Source organism: Bacteroides oleiciplenus YIT 12058, assembly GCF_000315485.1.
In the GTDB taxonomy this organism is placed as follows: Bacteria; Bacteroidota; Bacteroidia; order Bacteroidales; family Bacteroidaceae; genus Bacteroides; species Bacteroides oleiciplenus.
Genome location: NZ_JH992944.1, coordinates 473702 through 488768, shown reverse-complemented (window position 1 = coordinate 488768; position 15067 = coordinate 473702). Strand labels below are relative to the sequence as shown.

The 15067-nt window shown below is 35.5% G+C and carries 17 protein-coding genes and 1 tRNA gene; 5 read left to right on the top strand and 13 right to left on the bottom strand.

All coding sequences use genetic code 11. The features are described from left to right. Window positions 1-304: 304 nt before the first annotated feature. The 9 genes from HMPREF9447_RS21610 to HMPREF9447_RS21570 all read right to left on the bottom strand — a co-directional run bounded on the left by HMPREF9447_RS21610 (window position 305) and on the right by HMPREF9447_RS21570 (window position 8552). Window positions 305-1210: a hypothetical protein gene (locus HMPREF9447_RS21610; protein ID WP_009131917.1), complete on the bottom strand. Its 906-nt coding sequence runs from the start codon at window positions 1208-1210 to the stop codon at window positions 305-307. Next, on the bottom strand, window positions 1207-2955 hold the full coding sequence (locus HMPREF9447_RS21605) for an ORC-CDC6 family AAA ATPase (protein ID WP_009131916.1): 1749 nt from the start codon (window positions 2953-2955) through the stop codon (window positions 1207-1209). Before HMPREF9447_RS21605 ends, HMPREF9447_RS21610 begins: the two co-directional genes overlap by 4 nt. Beyond that, entirely contained in the window at window positions 2952-3950 is a 999-nt protein-coding gene (locus HMPREF9447_RS21600) for an HD domain-containing protein (protein ID WP_009131915.1), read from the bottom strand. Before HMPREF9447_RS21600 ends, HMPREF9447_RS21605 begins: the two co-directional genes overlap by 4 nt. After that, window positions 3940-5010 (bottom strand): DNA cytosine methyltransferase, encoded by a 1071-nt coding sequence (locus HMPREF9447_RS21595; protein ID WP_009131914.1) that lies wholly within the window; start codon window positions 5008-5010, stop codon window positions 3940-3942. The genes HMPREF9447_RS21600 and HMPREF9447_RS21595 overlap by 11 nt, the downstream gene beginning before the upstream one ends. A 131-nt stretch (window positions 5011-5141) precedes the next feature. Further along, window positions 5142-6029: a DUF5712 family protein gene (locus HMPREF9447_RS21590; protein WP_009131913.1), complete on the bottom strand. Its 888-nt coding sequence runs from the start codon at window positions 6027-6029 to the stop codon at window positions 5142-5144. A 4-nt stretch (window positions 6030-6033) separates the two neighbouring features. Next, complete coding sequence (locus HMPREF9447_RS21585; protein ID WP_009131912.1) at window positions 6034-6618, bottom strand: BfmA/BtgA family mobilization protein; 585 nt, start codon at window positions 6616-6618, stop codon at window positions 6034-6036. A gap of 284 nt (window positions 6619-6902) precedes the next feature. After that, window positions 6903-7235 carry a helix-turn-helix domain-containing protein gene (locus HMPREF9447_RS21580; protein WP_009131911.1) on the bottom strand — a complete coding sequence of 111 codons (333 nt, stop codon included), beginning with the start codon at window positions 7233-7235 and terminating at the stop codon, window positions 6903-6905. A 153-nt stretch (window positions 7236-7388) separates the two neighbouring features. Next, entirely contained in the window at window positions 7389-8030 is a 642-nt protein-coding gene (locus HMPREF9447_RS21575; protein WP_004293691.1) for an RteC domain-containing protein, read from the bottom strand. Between the two features lie 30 nt (window positions 8031-8060). Then, a complete protein-coding gene (locus HMPREF9447_RS21570) occupies window positions 8061-8552 on the bottom strand; it encodes a hypothetical protein (RefSeq protein WP_009131910.1) in 492 nt (163 codons plus the stop codon). 167 nt (window positions 8553-8719) lie between these two features. Here HMPREF9447_RS21570 and HMPREF9447_RS21565 point away from each other — a divergent pair, with 167 nt between their 5' ends. From HMPREF9447_RS21565 to HMPREF9447_RS21550, 4 genes are all read left to right on the top strand, one after another. Continuing rightward, window positions 8720-9505, top strand: a complete 786-nt coding sequence (locus HMPREF9447_RS21565; protein WP_004293693.1) for a LuxR C-terminal-related transcriptional regulator — start codon at window positions 8720-8722, stop codon at window positions 9503-9505. A 317-nt stretch (window positions 9506-9822) separates the two neighbouring features. Then, window positions 9823-10137 (top strand): helix-turn-helix domain-containing protein, encoded by a 315-nt coding sequence (locus HMPREF9447_RS21560; protein ID WP_009131909.1) that lies wholly within the window; start codon window positions 9823-9825, stop codon window positions 10135-10137. Then, window positions 10124-10417 (top strand): DUF3876 domain-containing protein, encoded by a 294-nt coding sequence (locus tag HMPREF9447_RS21555; RefSeq protein ID WP_009131908.1) that lies wholly within the window; start codon window positions 10124-10126, stop codon window positions 10415-10417. The genes HMPREF9447_RS21560 and HMPREF9447_RS21555 overlap by 14 nt, the downstream gene beginning before the upstream one ends. A 53-nt stretch (window positions 10418-10470) precedes the next feature. After that, window positions 10471-10764: a helix-turn-helix domain-containing protein gene (locus HMPREF9447_RS21550; RefSeq protein WP_004293696.1), complete on the top strand. Its 294-nt coding sequence runs from the start codon at window positions 10471-10473 to the stop codon at window positions 10762-10764. 281 nt (window positions 10765-11045) lie between these two features. Here the strand turns inward: HMPREF9447_RS21550 and HMPREF9447_RS21545 are convergent, their stop codons facing one another. The 4 genes from HMPREF9447_RS21545 to HMPREF9447_RS21530 form a co-directional block, all read right to left on the bottom strand. Then, complete coding sequence (locus HMPREF9447_RS21545) at window positions 11046-12266, bottom strand: site-specific integrase (protein ID WP_009131907.1); 1221 nt, start codon at window positions 12264-12266, stop codon at window positions 11046-11048. Between the two features lie 242 nt (window positions 12267-12508). Beyond that, a tRNA-Lys gene (locus HMPREF9447_RS21540) sits at window positions 12509-12581 on the bottom strand. 80 nt (window positions 12582-12661) lie between these two features. Next, the gene (locus HMPREF9447_RS21535) at window positions 12662-13792 is read right to left on the bottom strand and encodes an AI-2E family transporter (RefSeq protein WP_009131906.1); all 1131 of its coding nucleotides are present in this window, start codon (window positions 13790-13792) and stop codon (window positions 12662-12664) included. A gap of 25 nt (window positions 13793-13817) precedes the next feature. Then, window positions 13818-14423, bottom strand: coding sequence for a thymidine kinase (locus tag HMPREF9447_RS21530; RefSeq protein ID WP_009131905.1), 606 nt, complete (start codon window positions 14421-14423; stop codon window positions 13818-13820). A 100-nt stretch (window positions 14424-14523) separates the two neighbouring features. Here HMPREF9447_RS21530 and HMPREF9447_RS21525 point away from each other — a divergent pair, with 100 nt between their 5' ends. Beyond that, window positions 14524-15060, top strand: coding sequence for a hypothetical protein (locus HMPREF9447_RS21525; RefSeq protein WP_009131904.1), 537 nt, complete (start codon window positions 14524-14526; stop codon window positions 15058-15060). Window positions 15061-15067 lie beyond the last annotated feature (7 nt).

The window sequence follows — 15067 nt, the reverse complement described above, 5'->3', positions numbered from 1 at the left end:
TCCCTGGTAATGTCTGATTATCAGGGATTTGCTTGATTTTTCTTTCGTTTTCAGTGATCCGCCTGGGATTCTCCTAAAAGAGTTACCACGCTGATATTTAAAACTTTGTATTTTTTGCTTCAAGCATATCCCATGAATTATCCCACTAATTTGCTACATGCTTTTGCGGTAGTTTGCTCATGGAGAATACTGAGGGCAAAGATAACCACTTTTTAATGCTATACAAAATTAGTCGAAAGTATTTTATTATATAGATCACTAGCAAGAGTAGTTAGTTTTTCTTGATAGGGTATATAATTCTATTTTAATCTACTAAACATTCTAGATCGAAGCTGTATTCATATGTTGAACCAATTCCTGTACAATAATTAATATTGTATTCATTGCAAGGAACATAGGACAATGCTATTTCTGGATGACATATATATGCTTTGTAGATAGAAATAGCAGATAATTTAGGACCTAATGATGCAAGTATAATATTATAATCTTGTATATTTTTACTAATAACATCCTCTATAATTGAATAACCTAAGTCTGAAGAGTAAGCATCAATATTTAGTATATCAATGTTTGTATATCCCAGTTCTTCACACATTTGTTTATGAATATCACTTTTGTTTCTTAAACTGTTATTGAATTTATTTCCATCTTGTATTAGCAAAATAATTTTTTGTGGATCATAGTATCGAGCTAACTGCTTTGTTCTATCAGCATCAAATCCAGTTACAATAACAAGACAGTTTTTTAATTCTAGATTAATAATGCCTGAATGTTTAAATAGCAATCTAGGCTTAGAAGGCTCACGACTAATCCACTCATTTGAATAATCAAATGGGGAGTTGTAGACTATATCCACTTTTGAAAAGTGTTGTTTTAAGAAGAAAAGTAATGACCAAATGATGTTTCGAGACATAGTTGTGATATCAATAGTAATTTTATCATTTGGTTCTATACTTTCTATAGATTTTCCAATTGTTTCAAATGTAGAGAATAACTCATTGTCTAAATTTATTGTATTAATAATAATGTTATTACTTCGAGAGAATTCTTTGATTCTTTTTAAAGAGTTCTCCGTTTCCTGCTTATTTAATGAATCTAGTTTCTCTATTACATAGATGACATTTATCTGTCTGGATCTAACAATTTTTGCTAATCCTAAAAAACTTCTTTCTTCCCAACTTGGGAATAATATTAATATTTTATTCATAAATTCAGCGTTAATTGGTGACTACTAGAATCGTTATTTCTATTCTCTAAAAAGAATGGCAAATCTTGATTTAAAGTAATGGTTTGGTATAAATATTTTACGGAAATAGGTACTTGGGAATATTGTCCTTTAATATCTAATCCTCTATCAGGTAATAACATCCTATTTGGAACATAATAAGTCGTTTTACTTCCAAGTTGTTTTCCACTGCTTATGCGAGTGTATAACATTTGAGCTTTTCTAGATATATCTAAAAGCTTTTTGATATGTTCATATTCTTGAGGGAATTTTTTCTCCCCTGTTAAAGTAAATACTATAGCTCTAGGTTCTGAAATGTCAGCTAAAAGTCTCTTTTTAAACAGAATCATAAGCCTATCGAACATCGTGTATATTTGCTCTCCTTCTTTATTTGAACAATTGGGTATTATCTTATCTAATCCTTCTCTTAAAATAGTCCATAATGAAGCACTTCTTTGTTGTATAATTGAATTTTGTATTGCCGGGCTAATTTCTGTTAATTTGGATATGTCGAAATTATCTTCGCTTACAATATTATCAAACATCCAATAGCATGGATCTAACAAATTTCTAATTATTCCTGTTGAGATATCAACAAGTGTTTCAAAACCGGCATAAGGAGGGGTGTTGGCTTTGGGACTTCTATCTCTAAAATAGATTGCTCGATGATATTTCTTTATATATTCCGTAATTTTCTTGGGCTCAGAGTATTTGGTTTCTGCTAATATTCGTGCTTTGCTTCTGGCTACTTCTATATCTTTTAAGAAATCATTATTGGGAGGAAAGAATGTTTCAGCTGGAATGTTTATTTCTATTCTAGAAAGTCTAGTTTCAATTATATCTTTTGCAAATTTGTAAAAATCAGAGTCTTTATTGTATAAATCCTTGCCCATTTCAATAGTTAAGTAATCATGCCCCTCTAAAATGCTTCCGCCAGAACTTGTTTGTCTGTCAAGTTCTGCTATTCTTGCTATAGCTATTTTAAAACTAAAAATAGAATGATCTCTATACGCAATCCATGAATTTAAAGTTCTTATCTGATACTCGTTCATATCATGAGCATCATCTATCATAAGTAAAAAGTGACTATCTTTTAGGCATGGAATGCTTTTAAGTAAATCGAAAAATGGCAATAATAAAGAAGAAAAAGAATATGAAGTTTCATAGAAACTATCATTGCCATAGGTATTTATCTTTATTTGAGTTTCCCTAATTTCTTTGTTTACAAAAGTCCTTATGTCATTAAAAAAGTACTCCGATCTAAAGTCATGACTAGTTCCCCATATATATTGAAGATTTTGTATGTTATAATTATCTATTTTGCTTAAGCCATCTTTTATTTCTGGAATTTCTGACAGTGTTTTAGCAATATTGAATAATATGCTAAGAACTAAATAGTGCTCGCAAATTATATATTTTTTATGTTCTTCTTTTAGTAATAGATATTCTTTTTTGTGAAATAAAGGAGTGTTACATGGAACATGAATGCCTATTTTGTCAAAATTTGCAATTGCTTTGTTTCCTTGCGAAATTTTATATTGAATACTAAATGAATTGTACAAAAGAGTCATTGTTTTTCCAGCTCCTCTTTCCCCTACTATAAATATATTTTTGGTAGAACGGATGAAACGAGTATAATTATGATCTTCAATGTAAAATTTAATTATATCTTCGTCTTTCAAATTATTTGCCGCTTCAAATTCAAATGGATTACTTATAGCTTTCATATATTCGCTTTTTGAATTGATTCTACTACATTTTCTATTTTCAATTGAGGATATTGATTAATGAATACTTTCATCGCTTTATTGCTATTGCTGGAAACATTAAATTTATCCTCTAACCTAATTTCAGGAATATCAATGATAGGGAACCCCTTTTTTGTGATATTAAATGTCACATGAGTTTGTTTATATTGAGTTAGTATCTCTGTATAATATTTGCAATATCTTCTCTCTTCATCTAGTTTGATGATTCTTTTATAAATAAAGCTAAGTATTTTTTTTAATCCTACTTTTTTTATCTCTGAGTTTTCTATATCAATATTGTAAGTAAGTGCTATTCTATCAATGTCTATATAAACACGAGTGATTTGAGCATAGACATGATATATAGCTGATTTTGAACTTAGGCTCCCTCTTCTTATAATATAATCACATGTTCTTTGAGGACCTTCTGCCAGTTCATCACCGAAACGTAATATCGCTGCTAACTCTCTTAATCTTAATTTATCATCTAATAAGTTCGAACTTTCACTTAGTTGTTTGAGTGTGTCTTTGTCTCCCAATTTAGATTCTCCACAATGAGCAGCAGCAGCTTGAAGAACTAAAGTTCTTTCATGATAATATTTACTGTTTTCTTTTCTAATATCATTGTAGATATCTGTTATTTTTATTTGATGATTTTCTCGTCCTTCAATGTTTCCAACATCATGCAACATAATGATAGTACATAAGAAATACAAATCGCCACATGTGAAGACATTTATTTTATCTTTAATCAACTTATACGAATTTTCCATGACATTAGCCAAATGTTTTGGACCATGATCTGTTAATGTCGGCTCTTTGGCTTTTATTTGCTCCGCAATATTTATCGCTTCTTTGCGTATTTGTATATAATCACTCCAAATAGACTCAGCTGTAGATTTGTCGAATCGAGTTGTTAATTTATCGTGTAAAATCTTTTCTAAGTCTAATTCGTTCCACATGCTATTTTCCATAAGATAATATTTTTTTAAATATAGCCTCTGCTAATAACGGGGGTACAGCATTGCCAATTTGTTGTTGAATATAGTGAATTGTTCCCTCAAAGACAAAATCATCAGGAAAACTCTGCAATCTGGCAGCTTCCCTAACTGATAATCCTCGATCTTGCCATGGATGAATTAGCATATTTTTCCTATAGTTAGAGATAACAACAGATGGCTTGTCTTCTTCTAAACGCTTATATATTCCACTGTGACAATTGTTTTTGTTTTTGTAATTTGTCATTAGAAATTCTGGGATAGAACGCCAATTTTGACCTTGCTTTATATATTTGTAGCGTTCAATAATATAATCCGCATTCCTAGATACATAATTTTGAGTTGATTTATTCGATTTTCTCCTCATTAATAAAGAATAATCACTTAACTCTATATCATTTCTATAAGGTAGAGCATCACAATGTGCGCCATTTTCAATAATTGGCAAATCATTGATTGCTTCTCCGACTGTAATAATCTTGTCGTTAGGGGGAGGAAAATCAAAATCAATATCATTTCTATTCCCTACGATAAAAAAACGATTCCTGTGTTGTGGAACTCCATAGTCAGAAGCATACAATATAGCTTCTGATGTTTTATATCCTATTTTCTTAAATTGATTTAATATATATCGTAACGTTTTACCTTTGTCAAAGTTTACCAAACCTTCTACATTTTCAAAAAGAAACCATTCAGGATTAAGATCATCGACAAATCGAAGAAATTCTTTAAATAAACCGTTATTTTCATTTTCAACAGTACGAGTTTTTCTATTGGAAACAGAGAATCCTTGGCAAGGAGGTCCACCAAATAAAATAAAGATATTTTCATGCGAAAAAGTTGATGTCTCCACATTTGATATATCTTGCCTTATAATTTGGGTGTTAGGATGATTTTTGGAATATGTTTTCGCGGAATTCTCATCAATTTCTATGGCATAACGAACTGTAATTCCAGCCCACTCGGCACCCAAACTGAGTCCTCCTGCACCTGAAAATATATCAATTCCTATTTTACTAGTTCTACCGCTCTTCATAAGAAATTAAAAATTAGCCGCAAAGATATAAAATATTTTGCTGTTGCTCTATTTTTCTTATAATTATATGCTTATTGGTGTTGCAAAACAGCTTAAAGCCTTAGTCAGATATGTGTCATATGATAGAGAAATCACAAATTGTGTCTTTTCTTCTTTTTCTTTTTAGGCTTTGATATTTGCTCTTCGAGGTTATACTGAAAGCCTGCTCCCGACGAAACAAAAGAGATAAACGAATCGGATGCTTGATTGCTTTCTTGATTGAGAGTTTGATTACTTGTTGTTTTGTTTTCAATATTACTATTCTGATCAACTTCTATTTTTCTTTCATCGGATTGAATATCTTGCTTCTGCAAATTAAGCTGTTCGGATATAGAACAGTTCTTCATCACATTTTGGTAATCAAACGATTCTGTTTGTTGACGATCATAACCGAATAGCTTATCAAATCCCTGCTCTGCCTGCTGAAACAGGTTCACACGATCAAAACCACCTTTGATAATTCCGATCTTGGTATTCTTGTGATTAGTAAGTGGTGACAATTTCTTTTTGTTCGTTTGGTCTTTCCGGCTAACAACCAAATGACAATGCATATTCTGTTCATTGTTTGAACGACTACGGTCAAAATGAATCTTCCCGTAAAATTTTATATCCAAAGCGGATAGTTTTTTATTGAAGTTCCTAGCATATTCAGGTATAAATATCTCTCGAATATAACGTTTCATTGCTTCGGCTTGATCCTGTTCTGTATTACCCATTGCTCGGAGTTCCTTTTCGGATGGGCTGACATGGATAGCATAAAACTTTGCATCAGTTTTCAGGAGTTGTCCTATATTGCTATCTATATCTTTTATGACAACTGATTTATATATGTTATCCTCTGTCAGATTGAAAAAGCCTTCGGTATAAATATCTTTCTCCATCCGTTCTAAATCTTCATGTTCGAGGTAATTAGCTAGCTGTCGACTACTACCAGCATTATTATATGTTCCGTTTGATGGTGGGGCAAAGTCTATGTGCATAATCCTAGGTATTTATCAGATTATTGATTTCGGCTTTTAGGCTCTCTTTTCTTTTACTATCCATCACACCACAAGCAGAAAGTTCCGAATAGAGTTGTATCAGGTGAAGTAACTTTTTATAATTCCGTTGGTGTATCTGGTAAAGTGCATTAATCTGCTTGGATTGGTTGTTTATCACATCGGCATGATTGCCGAATTGTTCGCTTAACTTTTTAAGTACGGCTGTTTGTCTCTCCTGACTGGCTTCCAGTTGTGAGAGAATGAGAGTTTCTAATGTTTTGCCGATAGTATCGAAGCGCAAAGCGATAGAATTTGTAGCACGTATCATGGGATTTAGTTGTTCTTCCTCATAATGACGAATGAAGCGGATAATATCATCCTGTCTCTTATTTATTTTCGCCAGTTCCGATTTTACAGATTCAGGTGCTTCGGTTGGATTGATATGTGCCTTATCTATATACCTGAACGCCAACTTTACAACTTCACTCTTTTTCAGTGAATAGCGTTTGCATATCTTCTCTACCAAAGCTGCTGTTTCCTTGTCTATGGAAATGGTAGTGAATATCGTTTTTCGACTGCTATTTGGCATGGTAATTACTTTTTTATAGAAATATGAATAGATAAATACCTGATAATAAACATTGCAAAGAAAATGCTTATTACAGATGTCATTACAGCGTGTTCTTGTAACACGCTAAAGCCGAAGGCTTTGCCCCGCAGGGCAAGAGGGAAGAACAGGACTTGTCCAGTTCCCTCTTGCTCGATTTAGCGAAACGGGCTGAACCGATAGGTGAGGCAGTTTGTGTTAAATCGGGGTGACGGCACAAAGGTATAGCCTGAACACAGGCTTCTTTCCTCTGCTACTTTTTGCTATCAAGGTTGATTATCCAACTGATTGGCTTTTTCAAACTGCTTGTAGCTTTGAGAATCGGCACGTTCACGAACAAAAGCTCGAATATCTACAGCCCGATAATAGGTTTTCCTTCCGATAGTGAAATAGGGAAGTTGTTTATTTACTCTGTAGCGTTGAAGAGTTCGGAAAGATACTTTCAGGAGAAAAGCTAAATCTTGATTATCGAGAATCTTCTCATTATCATCTAGTACCGTATCAGTATTGATGAGTGATTTCAAGTCTTGTCCGATTTCAGTGAGTTTCTTGGATAGTTTTTCCATCCACCTCTCGAAGTTTTCGTTATCTATATACATTTTGCTTAATTTTTAAGTTCAACATTCTTGTTTTCAATCGATTGATGAAGCAAAGTTCGGCAAATGAGTGCAAATAAGTTAGGGGAATACCAGTGGTACTCCCCCATAAATTGCATGTATATAATTGATTTTCAGATCAAATTACTTTATACTTTATGAATGATAGTAACCTTCTTCTTTACTCTTCTGGATAATGGCAGCTTTCAACCTATCGAGAAATTCAGTTATTTTCATTGGCTTTCGTTTGATTACTGCACTTTCTTTCTTATAAATATCACCAAAATTTATATTAAACATCTTTTCAAAGATACGAGCCACATCACTAAGAAAGATTTCCTTATGATCTATGCGAATAACACCATCCGATATATAGAAAATGCCACAAACTAGCTCCATCATATCTACGAGTTTTATTACTTCATTATTTAGATAAAATGGTGATTTCCATTCAGATTCAATATTAATAAAGAATTTGGGGTATTCCATCTGTCGATAAATTAATTCCTGTTCCATATTTATCAACGATAACAACTTATCTAGAAAAACCAATTTCAACTTACTGTTTTCTGTAGGACATGATTCTTCCAACGCTTTAAGTGTTCCAAAGTCAATATAGCTCATATTAAGCTGTCTAATACGTATTTTATTGTCACCTATTCTATTCAGGTAATCAAAGAGTTCCTCCACAAATTCCAAATAAGCAGAAGCCATATCTTCAACAACAGACTTATCTAATTGGTATGGATGTCTTAGCAATTTATATATACGTTTTTCAGTTAAATCCCAATCTGACATGGCTTTCTGTTTTTATCGCTCTATATGAATTTATAAACTCTTAGCTATCTTTTGCCATTTACGTTGTCTATGCTTATAGAATTTTAAAGTCCACCATGCAGCAATAGACGTTAAACAACCTGCATATAAATCCACAGTGTCAGTATATCGGGTTACTTGTTGGCTTATTTCTTCCATCTTAATATAGTGATTCCAAATGACTACAGTATTATCATATTCTTTTGTATCTATTTCTCGTGACGTTTTATCCATCTTGACAACATTAATTGTATGCCTACCTACTGGTAAAAATCCATGCAAGTACATTTTGAAAACAAAAGTTTTGCCCTCTTTCCACTGTATAGGAGAATCATCACAAGCAATAAAACTAGCTTTAGGTTTACAAATCTCTCTCAGAGTATTGACATCTTGAATTTTATCCCATATATTCTCTATATTAGAATGAAAATCCGAAGTTACAGTAACTCGGTAGCCCATAACTTTTTTACCTTCACGTGTTGTTAGCTTAACTTTCTGAATCATAATTGATAGTTTTTAATTGTTTATTATTGGCATGAATAACTATATGTAGCCCTACACATGTTATTCATTATTAATTTATTAACTTTGTGCAAAGTTATAGGCAAGCCTTAACTGTTACAATAGTCATTTATAATGAGGAAAGACTTAATGAACTGAAAATGTGAGATATGAAAAATGAATCAATAGATAAAATAGAAAAAGTAGTCGAAAATATTCTGCCAACATCAAGCACTTTTATCAACGAGTTGGATTACTCTGTTATAGAACAAAAAAAAGCAGATTGGCTCAAATTGTCGGAACTAGCGCATAGTATTGTGCTGGTCTTTGATTGCTGTACTAAAAAATTCGTTTTTGCATCAGACAATATTCCTCAGTCATACGGAATTGACCCTGAAAGGTTATTTATCAACGGACATGAACCTGTCTTAGAAATTATTCATCCGGGTGATATACATTACGGCTTGCTTGTTAGAAAGAAAATCTACTCTTTATTAAGTAGTCTTTCCGCAGAAGAAAAAATGAAGCACAAGATGGTACATGAGATGCGAGTAAAAAATGTACGTGGTGAATATATCCGTATTATTGAACAGGAGCAAGCAATAGAATTGGATAAATCTGGTAATATTTGGCTTATGCTTTCGGTTATTGATGTTGATGCAAGTCATGAATCAGAAATAACCAAAAGCCACCTATATAATTTTGAAACAGGAGAACAGATATTTATTGATTTGTCAGATACCTTAGAAGAACCATTGACTAATAGGGAGTTGTGCGTTTTACAATTAATGAAACAAGGCTTATTAAGCAAAGAAATTGCAAACTCTTTAAATGTCAGTATCAATACAATAAACACTCATAGGCAAAACATACTATTAAAATTAAAGGCAAACAATTCTATTGAAGCTGTTAATATTGCTCAAAGGTTGGGCTTATTAAACAGCTCGATTCAATAAAACATTTTTTCTGAGACGGATTAATAACATTAACTCTATCAGTGTATTATCCAGTTTGTGCAAGTCTTAAACTAGAATATAACCCGAAGCATAGCGCAGGTGTGGAGACTTAAAATTCTACTTTTGATATTAATATAGTATTTTCTAATAACAAAGCATATTTCAATTATATATCTGGCTTTTGAATTTTTGGAAGAAGCCAGATATAGTCATATTCTACCACTTCCAGACAGTTTTGAAAACGGCTCTTAATTCTTCTTTCATTTGCCGATGAAAATAGAATCAACACGTTTTATAAACCATTTTAAATTAAAAGCATGGAAGTAGTAACCATTGAAAAGAGAACCTTTTCGCATGTCTGCGAACGGTTTACCGAGTTTGCCAAACGAATAGAATGTTTATGCAGCACTCATACTCAGAAAGGCGAAAACTGGCTGGATAGTCAGGAAGTATGCCTATTGTTAGGCTTTAGTAAACGCACGCTGCAATATTACCGAAGTAGTGGGCGGTTGGCTTATTCTCAAATCGGGAGCAAGATTTATTATAAGTCATCCGATATTGAAAGAATTATTGCAGACAGTGAAACACAGAATCAATCACCCAAACAAACCACGTCTTATGAAAAGAACTAAAAAAGATTATCCGTCCTTCAACCTATTTTCCATTGTCGGCACATGGGAAAGCGTTAATCTGAATCCTACGGTTATCATCTATCGGAATGATAAAGAGTACCTTCTTTCTATTATATATGTATCGGAAACTACCAAACAGGCTTCACCCGCTACTTATGAGATACGGCAAGATGATAGCCAGTACTTTATTTCCATTGCATCCAAACGACTCTATGTAGATTATGATTCGGTAAAAGATGTACTTAGTATTTCATCGCTTGGTGACTATCTGCGCAACTAGTCTGCTATCTAGCCATCTTGAAATCAATATTTCAATAAAACAATCTTTCAATCATGGAACTAATAAATAAAGATACCCCACAAGTCAAAGAATTTATTTCTTCGCTTGATTCAATGCTGAACGGCATTGAATCTATTGTCAAGCACTACAAGCCCCACCTAAACGGGGAACGCTTTCTTTCCAACAATGAAGTTTCCAAGAAACTGAATGTCAGTTTGCGAACCCTGCAAGAGTGGCGAGATACGGGACTAATCCCCTTTATTCAGATAAAAGGTAAAATCATCTACCGTCAAAGTGATATTGATAAGCTACTCCAAAAGCACTACTTTGAAAGCTGGAAAGAATAGCCCACCAGCCCCGAAAACATTGTTTTTCGGAATTTAATTTGAATCATTGACTTTTCCAGTGAAGTATTTAGTCTGTGCAAGTCTTTAGATGAAAATACGCTCGAATGTAATGAGAGGAAGATTTTCATCTAAACCGAAGGCTTGGACTTGACAGGCTAAATACGGAACTTACCTTTGTCAATGCTTCATATTGAGTTATGGAAAACTTGCCTTAAAAGAAAAGGATTGAGAAAATGAAATTCATTCTTCCCAATCCTTTTTATATATTGGCTACTACCTTTTTATAGAGTCAATTCCGACAAACAGCTATTTACTTTCTGCATGTCCTTTAGAATATTCTGATCCAGTACCCGTGCGTAGTGTTTCGTCACGCTGGTATCTGCATGACCTAACATCTTGGCTACATTTTCCATACTCACGCCGTTTGCAAGGCATATAGAGGTGGCATACGAGTGCCTAGCGGTATGTGTGGAGAGGTTTTTATGTATTCCACACACATCTGCAATTTCTTTCAAATAACTGTTCATGCGTTGATTGCACAATACAGGCAATAGTTTTCCAGTACATTCTGCCACATTCTTATACTTTTCAAGCATGGAAGCTGCCACAGGTAGCACAGGAATGTTACACATGACTTTTGTCTTTTGGCGGTTCTTTCTTATCCAAAGTTCTCCTTTATTATCTCTAACCAAATGTTCAGGCGATAAATCTTTCACATCGCTGAATGCCAAACCTGTAAAAACGCAAAAAATAAAAACATCCCGTACCTGTTCTACTCGTTTAATCGTGAATTCTTTGGCAAGAATTATTTTAATCTCGTCCATCGTCAGAAATTCAGGATCGGTTTCTTCCAGTTTGAAGCGATAGTAAGCAAACGGATCTTTCTTTATCCAGTCGTTTTCCAAAGCAATGCGGATTATCTTCTTCAAGTTCTTCAATCGGGTGATAGCTGAATTCTGCGCACAACCTTTTTCAATCTTCAAGAAAGCATCGAACTTAGAAATGAAGTTGGCTTCCAAGTTGTTCAGAGCAATATCCGATAACTGATATTCTCTCTTAATGAATTCCTCCAAATATCGGGTAGTGGTTTCATACCGTTGAACGGTTTTACTAACAAAGTCTTTACCGATTAGCTTGCGGCTTTGTTCGTTATGCTCCCTGAATACCTGTAATAGCGTTTTGTTATTTTCATCCACACCATAATACAGTTTTCTCACAAGATCAACGGTGATAACCTTGTCGGAAGTTTCCAGTTCCCTATAAATTTGGTGTATGCGTGAGCGTGTGATTTCTAAGTAGTGGTTCAGTTCCACCGACATACGGTCTTTGCCTTTTGAATTCTCTTTTGCCTGATTCCATAGGTTTACGGGACAGCTTCTTTTGATAGAAATATCTACCATACAGCCATTTACAGTAATTCTCATGCACACGGGTGCTTCTCCGTTCTTTAATAATTTACCTTTCTTGATGAAGAACAATACAGAAAATGATTTTCGAGCCATTTTTACATCGTTTTTAAAGTTACAAAACTATGTATTCTCTTCCAAAGTAAGTCTATGCAAAATGCTATGAATCAGTGAGAAAGATGCGAATTCGTGGGGCTTTTTTGAACTAAATTTTAGTCCCACGATTTATCCACCGATAATATGCTTGAAACGGCTATTTTCTGCTACCTGCCAGAAAAAAGAAATCCCTGATAATGTTTGATTATCAGGGATTTGCTTGATTCTTCTTGTTGTTTCAGTGATCCGCCTGGGGCTCGAACCCAGGACCCCAACATTAAAAGTGTTGTGCTCTACCTGCTGAGCTAGCGAATCAAACCTTTATTGCTGTTAAGCGGGTGCAAAGATAGGTACTTTTATTTAATCTGCAAGGAATATAAGGAAAAAAGTTTGCATTATTTTTCTTTGCTACCCTCTATCGGCTGATCCTCAGTAGATTCCGTACGATAAATATTTTCTTGATTAATGATGTATCGTTGATAATAGGAGAGCATCAGCGTGGTAAGCGGCAAGGCTATGATCATCCCCAGCATACCCATTAACGAGCCCCAGACAGAGAGGGAGAGTAAAATAATGGCAGGATTCAACCCGGTTATCTTTCCCATGATGCGAGGCACGAGGTAACCGTCTTGTATGATCTGTACCACTATGAATACAGCCGTTGCCGAAGCTATGATAATCCAGAAATTATCGCCGGTATCCGCAGCTTTCAGAATGGCGAGCATGATGGTAGGGACAAAACCGATGATTTGCAGGTAAGGCACCATATTCAGCGCACCAATGAACAGCCCCAAGCCAATAGCCAGAGGGAAGTCGATAATCAGAAAGCCGATACTGAACAAGATTCCTACGCACAAGGCTACTAATGCCTGTCCGCGGAAATATCTGTTCATGCCGTCCTTTACGTCGTTCAGTATGCCGGTCACTGTGTGCCGGTATTTCTTGGGCATGAGATGTGTCCAGCCTTGGGATATGCTTTCGTAATCGAGCAAAATAAACACTATATATAATAGTATAAGGAAGACAGTGAAGAACCCGAATAAAAGGTTTATGGACTCCGAGACTAATGCCCACAACTTGGGAACGGTCACTTTTAGGGCATCCAATATATTTTCCTGACTGAACATCTGCTCTAATATGTGCATGTCAACATTCTGCCGGATAAACTCGGAGAGGGTAGTGGGCACGTTGCTTGCGGTATGGGTAGTACTGAAATATTCTATTAGCAAATCCTTCACCCGCAAGAATTCCTGAATCATGGGCGGCACAAGCAGATAGAACGCAGCCCCTCCTATAATGGTAAGAGTGAATAAGGCACAGAAGATAGAAGCAATTCTATTCTTTAACCGCAGCTTATATTGGAAAAAGGATACTAACGGATATATCAGGTAAGCAATCAGCCATGCCAGGAAGAACGGAAGCAATACTCCACTCAACCGCTTCAGAAGCATCAATATACCGATGATAATGGCACCGAGAATGACGGCACGGATAAAACTGTCGAATGTAATCTTCTTACGTTCCATAAGGCTTATGCTTTTTTATTTGTTGTCAACTGCCAGCCGCTTTCTGGTCTTCTTTCACCGCCCGCAGATAACATTCACGGCAGAGGGGTTCGTATTCGGCAGTTTCTCCCAGAAGTACTTGCTTGTCATTCTTAACGGTACGGTGAGAGAAAGATGCCAGTTGTCCGCACTTCACACAGATGGCGTGAACTTTGGAAACTTCGTCGGCAATGGCACACAGACCGGGCATCGGTCCGAATGGAAGTCCGCGAAAGTCCATATCCAGACCGGCAACAATAACGCGTACGCCATTGTTGGCAAGCTGGTTGCAGACATCGATCAAACCGCTGTCGAAGAATTGTGCTTCATCGATTCCTACCACATCTATTTCCGAAGTGAACAGCAGGATGCTTGCCGAAGAATCTATCGGGGTAGATGCTATGGAGTGGCTGTCGTGTGACACCACCTCTTCTTCCGAATAGCGGGTGTCGATGGCGGGTTTGAATATCTCTACACGTTGTTTGGCAAACTTAGCACGTTTCAAGCGGCGAATCAGTTCTTCTGTCTTACCAGAGAACATGGAGCCGCAAATAACTTCAATTCTTCCTCTACGATTGGTTTCCTGTATATGGTCTTCCGAGAATAATACCATTGTTCTAAAATGTTTATTTTAGCCGCAAAAATAACACTTTTAATGGCTTTCCGATATTTTTTCATTATTTATTTCTACATTTGCGGCATTAACATTTGTGATGCGAAAGGAAATGCAGACATTATTGGACGACATAGAACTGGATATTCAGGAACTGAAATATCTAATGCAAACTATAACGGCTGAGCCTGATTCTAAATTGCGGATTGTGGCGAAACGGAGTATTCAGCAGATGCGTGCGCGCCTGGATGAATTGCAGAAGGTATTGGAGGAGACTGAAAGCAAGGTGGAAGAGCCTCAGATTGTTGAGATCAAAGCTCCGGAGGTTACCGAGCCTGTATCTCCCAAGCATGAACCGGAGGCGGCTCCAATTTCCTCTTCTGCATCGCCAATCCTGGCAGAGCGGATAAAGCCGGCTACTGACTTGCGGCATGCTATCAGCTTGAATGATTCTTTCCGCTTTGCGCGTGAGATTTTCGGTGGTAACACTGCACGCATGAATGAGGTCATACGCCAGTTGGGTGATGCCCCTTCTCTGGACAAGGCACTGGAACTTTTCTCTTCTCTGGTAAATCCTGACGAAGAAAATGAGGCAGTTGTCGATTTTGTAGAACTTCTCAAGAAATATTTTAGCTAAAGTATAT

Bases quoted from the DNA above. Each gene is read 5' to 3' on its own strand.
- HMPREF9447_RS21560 (WP_009131909.1), top strand. From the start codon at position 9,823: ATGGAAGTAGTAACCATTGAAAAGAGAACCTTTTCGCATGTCTGCGAA.
- HMPREF9447_RS21565 (WP_004293693.1), top strand. From the start codon at position 8,720: ATGAAAAATGAATCAATAGATAAAATAGAAAAAGTAGTCGAAAATATT.
- HMPREF9447_RS21600 (WP_009131915.1), bottom strand. From the start codon at position 3,950: ATGGAAAATAGCATGTGGAACGAATTAGACTTAGAAAAGATTTTACAC.
- HMPREF9447_RS21610 (WP_009131917.1), bottom strand. From the start codon at position 1,210: ATGAATAAAATATTAATATTATTCCCAAGTTGGGAAGAAAGAAGTTTT.
- HMPREF9447_RS21525 (WP_009131904.1), top strand. From the start codon at position 14,524: ATGCGAAAGGAAATGCAGACATTATTGGACGACATAGAACTGGATATT.
- HMPREF9447_RS21570 (WP_009131910.1), bottom strand. From the start codon at position 8,552: ATGATTCAGAAAGTTAAGCTAACAACACGTGAAGGTAAAAAAGTTATG.
- HMPREF9447_RS21580 (WP_009131911.1), bottom strand. From the start codon at position 7,235: ATGTATATAGATAACGAAAACTTCGAGAGGTGGATGGAAAAACTATCC.
- HMPREF9447_RS21575 (WP_004293691.1), bottom strand. From the start codon at position 8,030: ATGTCAGATTGGGATTTAACTGAAAAACGTATATATAAATTGCTAAGA.
- HMPREF9447_RS21545 (WP_009131907.1), bottom strand. From the start codon at position 12,266: ATGGCTCGAAAATCATTTTCTGTATTGTTCTTCATCAAGAAAGGTAAA.
- HMPREF9447_RS21590 (WP_009131913.1), bottom strand. From the start codon at position 6,029: ATGCACATAGACTTTGCCCCACCATCAAACGGAACATATAATAATGCT.
- HMPREF9447_RS21585 (WP_009131912.1), bottom strand. From the start codon at position 6,618: ATGCCAAATAGCAGTCGAAAAACGATATTCACTACCATTTCCATAGAC.
- HMPREF9447_RS21555 (WP_009131908.1), top strand. From the start codon at position 10,124: ATGAAAAGAACTAAAAAAGATTATCCGTCCTTCAACCTATTTTCCATT.
- HMPREF9447_RS21535 (WP_009131906.1), bottom strand. From the start codon at position 13,792: ATGGAACGTAAGAAGATTACATTCGACAGTTTTATCCGTGCCGTCATT.
- HMPREF9447_RS21595 (WP_009131914.1), bottom strand. From the start codon at position 5,010: ATGAAGAGCGGTAGAACTAGTAAAATAGGAATTGATATATTTTCAGGT.
- HMPREF9447_RS21530 (WP_009131905.1), bottom strand. From the start codon at position 14,423: ATGGTATTATTCTCGGAAGACCATATACAGGAAACCAATCGTAGAGGA.
- HMPREF9447_RS21550 (WP_004293696.1), top strand. From the start codon at position 10,471: ATGGAACTAATAAATAAAGATACCCCACAAGTCAAAGAATTTATTTCT.
- HMPREF9447_RS21605 (WP_009131916.1), bottom strand. From the start codon at position 2,955: ATGAAAGCTATAAGTAATCCATTTGAATTTGAAGCGGCAAATAATTTG.